General features: G+C 45.3%; 6 protein-coding genes. 4 read left to right on the forward strand and 2 right to left on the reverse strand.

The window, feature by feature from the left end:
- Positions 1–179: 179 nt before the first annotated feature.
- Entirely contained in the window at positions 180–947 is a 768-nt protein-coding gene (locus O9290_RS17345) for a creatininase family protein (RefSeq protein ID WP_288058523.1), read from the reverse strand.
- A gap of 74 nt (positions 948–1,021) precedes the next feature.
- Between O9290_RS17345 and O9290_RS17350 the strand changes: the two genes are divergently transcribed.
- The 3 genes from O9290_RS17350 to phoU all read left to right on the forward strand — a co-directional run bounded on the left by O9290_RS17350 (position 1,022) and on the right by phoU (position 3,911).
- On the forward strand, positions 1,022–1,774 hold the full coding sequence (locus tag O9290_RS17350; RefSeq protein ID WP_002796025.1) for a response regulator transcription factor: 753 nt from the start codon (positions 1,022–1,024) through the stop codon (positions 1,772–1,774).
- A 47-nt stretch (positions 1,775–1,821) separates the two neighbouring features.
- Positions 1,822–3,123: a sensor histidine kinase gene (locus tag O9290_RS17355; RefSeq protein ID WP_288058525.1), complete on the forward strand. Its 1,302-nt coding sequence runs from the start codon at positions 1,822–1,824 to the stop codon at positions 3,121–3,123.
- A 119-nt stretch (positions 3,124–3,242) separates the two neighbouring features.
- Positions 3,243–3,911: a phosphate signaling complex protein PhoU gene (gene phoU / locus O9290_RS17360; protein WP_002759704.1), complete on the forward strand. Its 669-nt coding sequence runs from the start codon at positions 3,243–3,245 to the stop codon at positions 3,909–3,911.
- 49 nt (positions 3,912–3,960) lie between these two features.
- Here phoU and O9290_RS17365 read toward each other — a convergent pair whose 3' ends face one another.
- Positions 3,961–4,830, reverse strand: a complete 870-nt coding sequence (locus O9290_RS17365; RefSeq protein ID WP_288056439.1) for an ABC transporter permease — start codon at positions 4,828–4,830, stop codon at positions 3,961–3,963.
- 291 nt (positions 4,831–5,121) lie between these two features.
- Here O9290_RS17365 and O9290_RS17370 point away from each other — a divergent pair, with 291 nt between their 5' ends.
- Positions 5,122–5,598, forward strand: coding sequence for an NAD(P)H-quinone oxidoreductase subunit N (locus O9290_RS17370; protein ID WP_002735370.1), 477 nt, complete (start codon positions 5,122–5,124; stop codon positions 5,596–5,598).
- The last annotated feature ends 197 nt before the right edge of the window (positions 5,599–5,795 follow it).

A 5,795-nucleotide genomic window follows, 5' to 3' on the forward strand; every position in this document is an offset into this window, starting at 1 on the left:
AACCCCCTTGAGCCATCTGGCACACTTTTCTCTTTTTGTCAAATTTTATGTTAAGAAAGATGTGACTAATGGATAGATCAAGGGGGGCAGGGGGGATCGAACCTAAAATCCATTTTTAATTTAATTATAACCAGCTACTTACTTAGGGTTACAGTTAAATTATTCTGGGTCTCGGTGGCTTAGTTGCTAATCAACTTAGACACAGGACAAGAGAGCCATTCCAGATAACTGTTACTCAATTCTTTCACGGCTAATTCATAGAATCTCTGACCGTGTTCGGGAGTGGCTAAAGCAGGATTGGAACCCATACGACCATCGGGGTAGTTTTGGCGAAAATTAGCCGCACCGTAAATATCATGACCAGAAGCCACTTTTTCGGATAAAAAGGCGTTTTTACGGCTCTCAGGGTAAAGATACTGAGTTAACGCCACTTCGCTCGGTGTAGCGTGGGAACCCTCCTGCTCTCCATACAATTCTTTGGCTAAAAGATAAACTTCTCGCACCATAAACCAATTGGCCACTTGACATTTAACCTCGTTTGTGTTAGGTAAATTGAGGGAATCCAAATGATAATAGGTTTCCGCAAAAGCGGCCTTTAGGGTGGCAATATTGCCCCCGTGACCATTAATAAAGAAAAATTGACGAAAACCGGCTCTAGCTAAACAAGTCACATAGTCGAGGATGACTTGAATCAAAGTGCTAGGACGAAGGCTAATTGTACCAGGGAAAGCCGTGTGATGTAGGGCCATACCGACATTTAAGGTGGGTGCTACCATTGCTCGTACCTGTTTCCCCACTCCTTTAGCGATCGCCTCCGCACATAGAGCATCTGTACCAATCAGTCCCGTCGGCCCGTGTTGTTCCGTGGAACCAATAGGAATAATAATTCCCTGAGATTGTTCTAGATAGGATTCCACCTCTAACCATGTAGATAACTGTAATAACATTCGGCTCTAGCCTTCCAAAACGAGTGCAGGTTGACAAATTGAGATAAAATTAGGACGAATAATCAAGTATTTTTATGTTAACCCTTGACAACCCCCCCTTGTCGGCGAGTGCGGATTTCGTTCCCAATCATCGGATTTTAATCGTTGAAGATGAAGAAGTGATTCGGGATATGATTATTTTGGCTTTGGAAGAAGAAGGTTACGAGGCTCTCGGTGTTAGTGATGGTCGCGTTGCCCTAGAATTACTGCAAAGTCAAGAATCTAATCACGGTGAGTCTCGTTTTGATTTGGTCGTTTTGGATTTAATGTTACCCCAAATCAACGGTCTTGATATCTGTCGTCTGTTGCGCTATCACGGCAATATTATCCCGATTTTAATTTTAAGTGCTAAGGCCAGCGAAACCGATCGAGTTTTGGGTTTAGAAGTAGGTGCCGATGATTATCTGACTAAACCCTTTAGTATGCGCGAATTAGTCGCTCGTTGTCGCGCTCTCATTCGTCGTCAAGGATTTACTTCCCTAGCTGCCGCTCCCGTGCGAAAATTCCGCGATGTTCTTCTCTATCCCCAGGAATGTCGGGTGACGGTGCGAGATGAAGAAATTAACCTTTCTCCTAAAGAATTCCGTCTCCTCGACCTATTTATGAGTTATCCGCGCCGAGTTTGGTCAAGAGAGCAATTAATTGAACAAATTTGGGGGCCAGATTTTTTAGGAGACACCAAAACCGTCGATGTTCACATTCGCTGGTTACGGGAAAAACTAGAAATCGATCCCAGTCAACCGGAATACCTGATTACTGTACGCGGTTTCGGTTATCGTTTTGGCTAGGTGAGCGATTATATTTTCAAGTTTAGCGATCGCCGCTCGCGCAGACAATGACTATTTTCGCTTTTATTTTGGGAGTAGTTTTAGGTTTGAGTATTTGTTACTGGCAAGTCTCACGCTTAAATAGAGAGTTAAAGCGAACCCTGAGCGCTCTCTCGGATTCGGCGGATTTGTCGGCTTCTTTTCCCGTTACCTCCCTGGTGCGTCGAGAATTACAGTTTCTCTCCCAAAGTCTGCAAGAGCGAGAAAAGAGCTTAGAAATTCAGAAATCCTTGCTAGAACGAGCGCCGATCGCCTATCTTCATGTCGATGCCGATAATCAACTGCTCTGGTGTAATCAACAGGCAATTACCCTCTTAAAACTCGATCGCTGGCAGCCAGATCAGGTACGTCTGCTGCTGGAATTAGTGCGCTCCTACGAATTAGATCAATTAATTCAAGAAACTCGCCAAAAACAGAGTCCACAGGTGCAAACTTGGACTTTTTACCCGACTAATTATCCTGTCACCCCCATTAGCGATCGCCAAGTGATTGCTCCTAAATCGATTGCCTTGAAGGGTTACGGTTATCCCTTGCCAGAAGGTGAAATCGCTGTATTTATCGAAAATAGACAGCCTTTAGTGGAATTATCGCAAAATCGCGAGCGAGCTTTCTCTGACTTAACTCACGAGTTACGCACTCCCTTAACCTCCATTTCTCTCCTTACCGAAGCTTTACAAAAACGCCTCCAAGCTCCCGAAAGACGCTGGTTAGAACAAATGGCGAAAGAAGTGGAGCGTTTGAGCCAATTAGTCTGCGATTGGCTAGAAATTAGTGAATTACAAGCGGATGCGGGGCGCTCTTTACAATACCAGATGATTAATCTAGAGGACCTCATCAGCGCCGCTTGGCAGACTGTCACCCCAATAGCCGCCCAAAAACAGATTAGCTTAGATTATTCCTCTCTGGCGGATTGGACGCTGGAAGTCGATCATTCTCGTCTGCTGCAAGTTTTCCTGAATCTCTTTGATAATGCCATTAAGTATAGTCCCGATCAGGGGAAAATTCGCCTAGAAATTCGGGAAATATTCGATACTATCGGGGAAAAATGGCTGAAAATTGACGTTATCGACAACGGGAAGGGATTTAATGAAGCGGATCTACCCTACGTTTTTGATCGCCTCTTTCGCGGTGATCCTTCCCGCACCCGTCAAAAACAAGGCACAAAGGATTATAGTACCGGTTTAGGTTTATCGATTGCCAAAGAGATTATTCAAGCCCATGGCGGTTCGATCGTCGCTCAAAATGATCCTAACACCGGCGGCGCTCGCCTACAAGTCACTCTCCCCCGTCAAAAAAAGGCAGTGGGGTGATGGGTGTGGGGTGTGGGGAGAAAAAAATCTGTCAAGTTCTCTAGACAACTGTACAAAATCGAAAATTTTCTTGTTATCACTGTAGAGAAAGAGTAGTTTTATGTTAAGCGAATCTGACCGTGAGCCTATCCAAAGAAACCAATCATCCCGATCGCACCTATTTCGCTCGTTCTCTCCAGCGATTGGAACAGGATGTGCTGAGAATGGGCACCTTGGTCGAAGAATCCTTTCGTCTTAGCCATCAATCCCTTTTTGCTAGGGATTTGGAAATGGCGAAAAAAATCGCCCCCCTTGACAAGGAAATCGATCGCTACTACCGTCAAATCGAGTTAGATTGTGCCACTCTCATGACTCTACAGGCTCCCGTAGCCCAAGATTTGCGGCTTTTAAGTGCTTTTATGCAATTAGTGCGCGATTTGGAACGTATCGGCGATTATGCCAAGGATTTGGCGGAAATAGCTCTCAAATTATTCGCCTATACTCCCCACGATTGTATGGGTGAGATCGAGGCTATGTCCCACCATGCCCAGTATATGTTAGCCACGAGCCTTGTTGCTCTGGCCGACCTCGATCAAGAAGCAGGTCCAAAGGTGAAAGAACTAGATAATACGGTCGATCGAGCCTATGATTATCTCTATCACACTCTCGCCCATCAAAGAGATATCAAGGGTGTGGTGGAACCAATCTTGCTGATGGCTTTACTCATCCGTCATCTGGAACGCATGGCCGATCACGCCACCAATATCGCCCAAAGGGTATCTTACATCGTTACCGGACAGAGAGGCTGAGGGTGTGGAAGTTCCTGAGATGATTTCTCTCGAACTCTGGCCCCCGCTTTTAGCGTTTACGACTCAGGGGGTTTACAATTTCACTTAACCCCTCCCCCAAGAGGGATAAACCCACCACCATCGTGGTCATTGCTAATCCGGGGAATAAAGTGGTCCACCAGATACCTGTAGATAAATCCGCCAAAGCTTCCTTGAGATCATGACCCCATTCAGGCACTTCTTCCGGTAATCCTAAGCCTAAAAAGCCTAAACCGCCTAAAACAAGGATCGCATCCGCCGCGTTGAGGGTAAAAAGAACTGGGACACTCTGGACGACATTAAAGAAAAGATATTTTGATAGTATCCGGCTAGGACTGGCACCGATCGCTCGCGCCGCTTCGATAAATAACTCATTTTTAACGCTGGCGGTTTGATTTCTGACCACGCGAAAATATTGGGGAATATAGGCAATGCTAACAGCGATCGCTACATTGACGATACCACGACCCAAAACGAAAGCCAGAGCCACCGATAATAATAACCCCGGCAAGGTGTAGAGGGTATCCATGAGAAAGAGGAGAACGCGATCGATCTTACCCCCCAAATAACCGCTAATTAACCCTAAAGGAACCCCGATGACTAAAGATAATCCTGTGGCCAAAAATACCACGGACAAGGCCGCTCGCGCCCCGAATAGGGTGCGGGAAAAGACATCATAACCGCGCACATTCGTCCCGAACCAATGGGCAGAACTGGGGGCTTGTAGGGGATAATTGCTTAAAATGTCGGTTGGATCCTGAATCAGTCCGATCGCTTGCAGAAGGGGCGAAAACAGGGCAATCAGGATAAAAATAATTGTCAATACCAACCCAACCCCTAGGAGTTTAGTGGTTAGGTTGGGTTTCAGAAAAGGATCGATCGGCAATTTAACAGGAGTCATCGACAAAATTTAGCCATTGCATAGAACGCTAATTGTACAAGAGCAGTGTTTTTTCAAACAGCCGGGGCCGAAACGACCATAAACCAGAGCAAGACTGCTAAAGCTAAAACAGTTAGTTTAATCAGGACATAAAGCAGTCCGTTGGGATAAAGGAGATCGTGAAACATATTACCTCCTTGGGAGAGTAGCGATTGTCCCTCTCTATCTTTGATCTTAAGTCTTTCTTTGTTCAGCTAACGCACAACTTAACAAAACGTGCGATTATAGGGGAAAAGATTTTTTTCACTAGCTATGGCACTACTGACCACGGGAAAACCATTTATTCGCGATCTGGAACAATACGGTGCTTTAGGGGTTTACGCACCCTTAGAAGGGGGTTACGAGGGACGCTATCAAAGACGTTTACGGGCCACCGGTTACAATGTCCTGCATATCACCGCTAGAGGTCTAGGGGATTTAAGTGCCTATCTTACCGGCATTCATGGAGTCCGTCCCCCCCATTTAGGTAAAAAAAATATTGGTCGGGAAGCAGCCGTCGGACCGGTTTATTTTATTCCTCCCATTGCTACCTATCAATTGGAAAATTTACCTCCCAAATCTAAAGGTTTAGTGATTTGGATTATTGAAAGTTTTGTTTTATCCTCGGAAGAAAAACAATACTTAATTAATCTTAGTCAACAGGAACCCCGGTTAAAATTTGTCCTCGAATTGGGTGGGGAAAGATATTTCCGTTGGCAACCTTTGAGCAAATCTTTAGTCGCTGCCTAAATTACCGAAATAACACGGTTATTGAAATATCTCCCCCTCAAACCCTCTCCCCGGAGAGGGAGACTTCATTTATTGAGAGTTTGTTGTTCCTTTCTCACCCTTTGGTAGCTATTCATTTAAGTAGGGAGGCACAATTCTTTGTAGGATGGGTTAGCGGTAGCGTAACCCATGCGGGAGTTGGGTTTCATGCTTCAACC

Source organism: Microcystis sp. LE19-41.2A, from assembly GCF_027530405.1.
GTDB lineage: Bacteria > Cyanobacteriota > Cyanobacteriia > Cyanobacteriales > Microcystaceae > Microcystis > Microcystis aeruginosa.

What these genes read in the sequence shown, in the direction of transcription:
- O9290_RS17345 (WP_288058523.1), bottom strand. Translation starts at nt 947, where the DNA reads ATGTTATTACAGTTATCTACATGGTTAGAGGTGGAATCCTATCTAGAA.
- O9290_RS17350 (WP_002796025.1), top strand. Translation starts at nt 1,022, where the DNA reads ATGTTAACCCTTGACAACCCCCCCTTGTCGGCGAGTGCGGATTTCGTT.
- O9290_RS17355 (WP_288058525.1), top strand. Translation starts at nt 1,822, where the DNA reads ATGACTATTTTCGCTTTTATTTTGGGAGTAGTTTTAGGTTTGAGTATT.
- O9290_RS17365 (WP_288056439.1), bottom strand. Translation starts at nt 4,830, where the DNA reads ATGACTCCTGTTAAATTGCCGATCGATCCTTTTCTGAAACCCAACCTA.
- O9290_RS17370 (WP_002735370.1), top strand. Translation starts at nt 5,122, where the DNA reads ATGGCACTACTGACCACGGGAAAACCATTTATTCGCGATCTGGAACAA.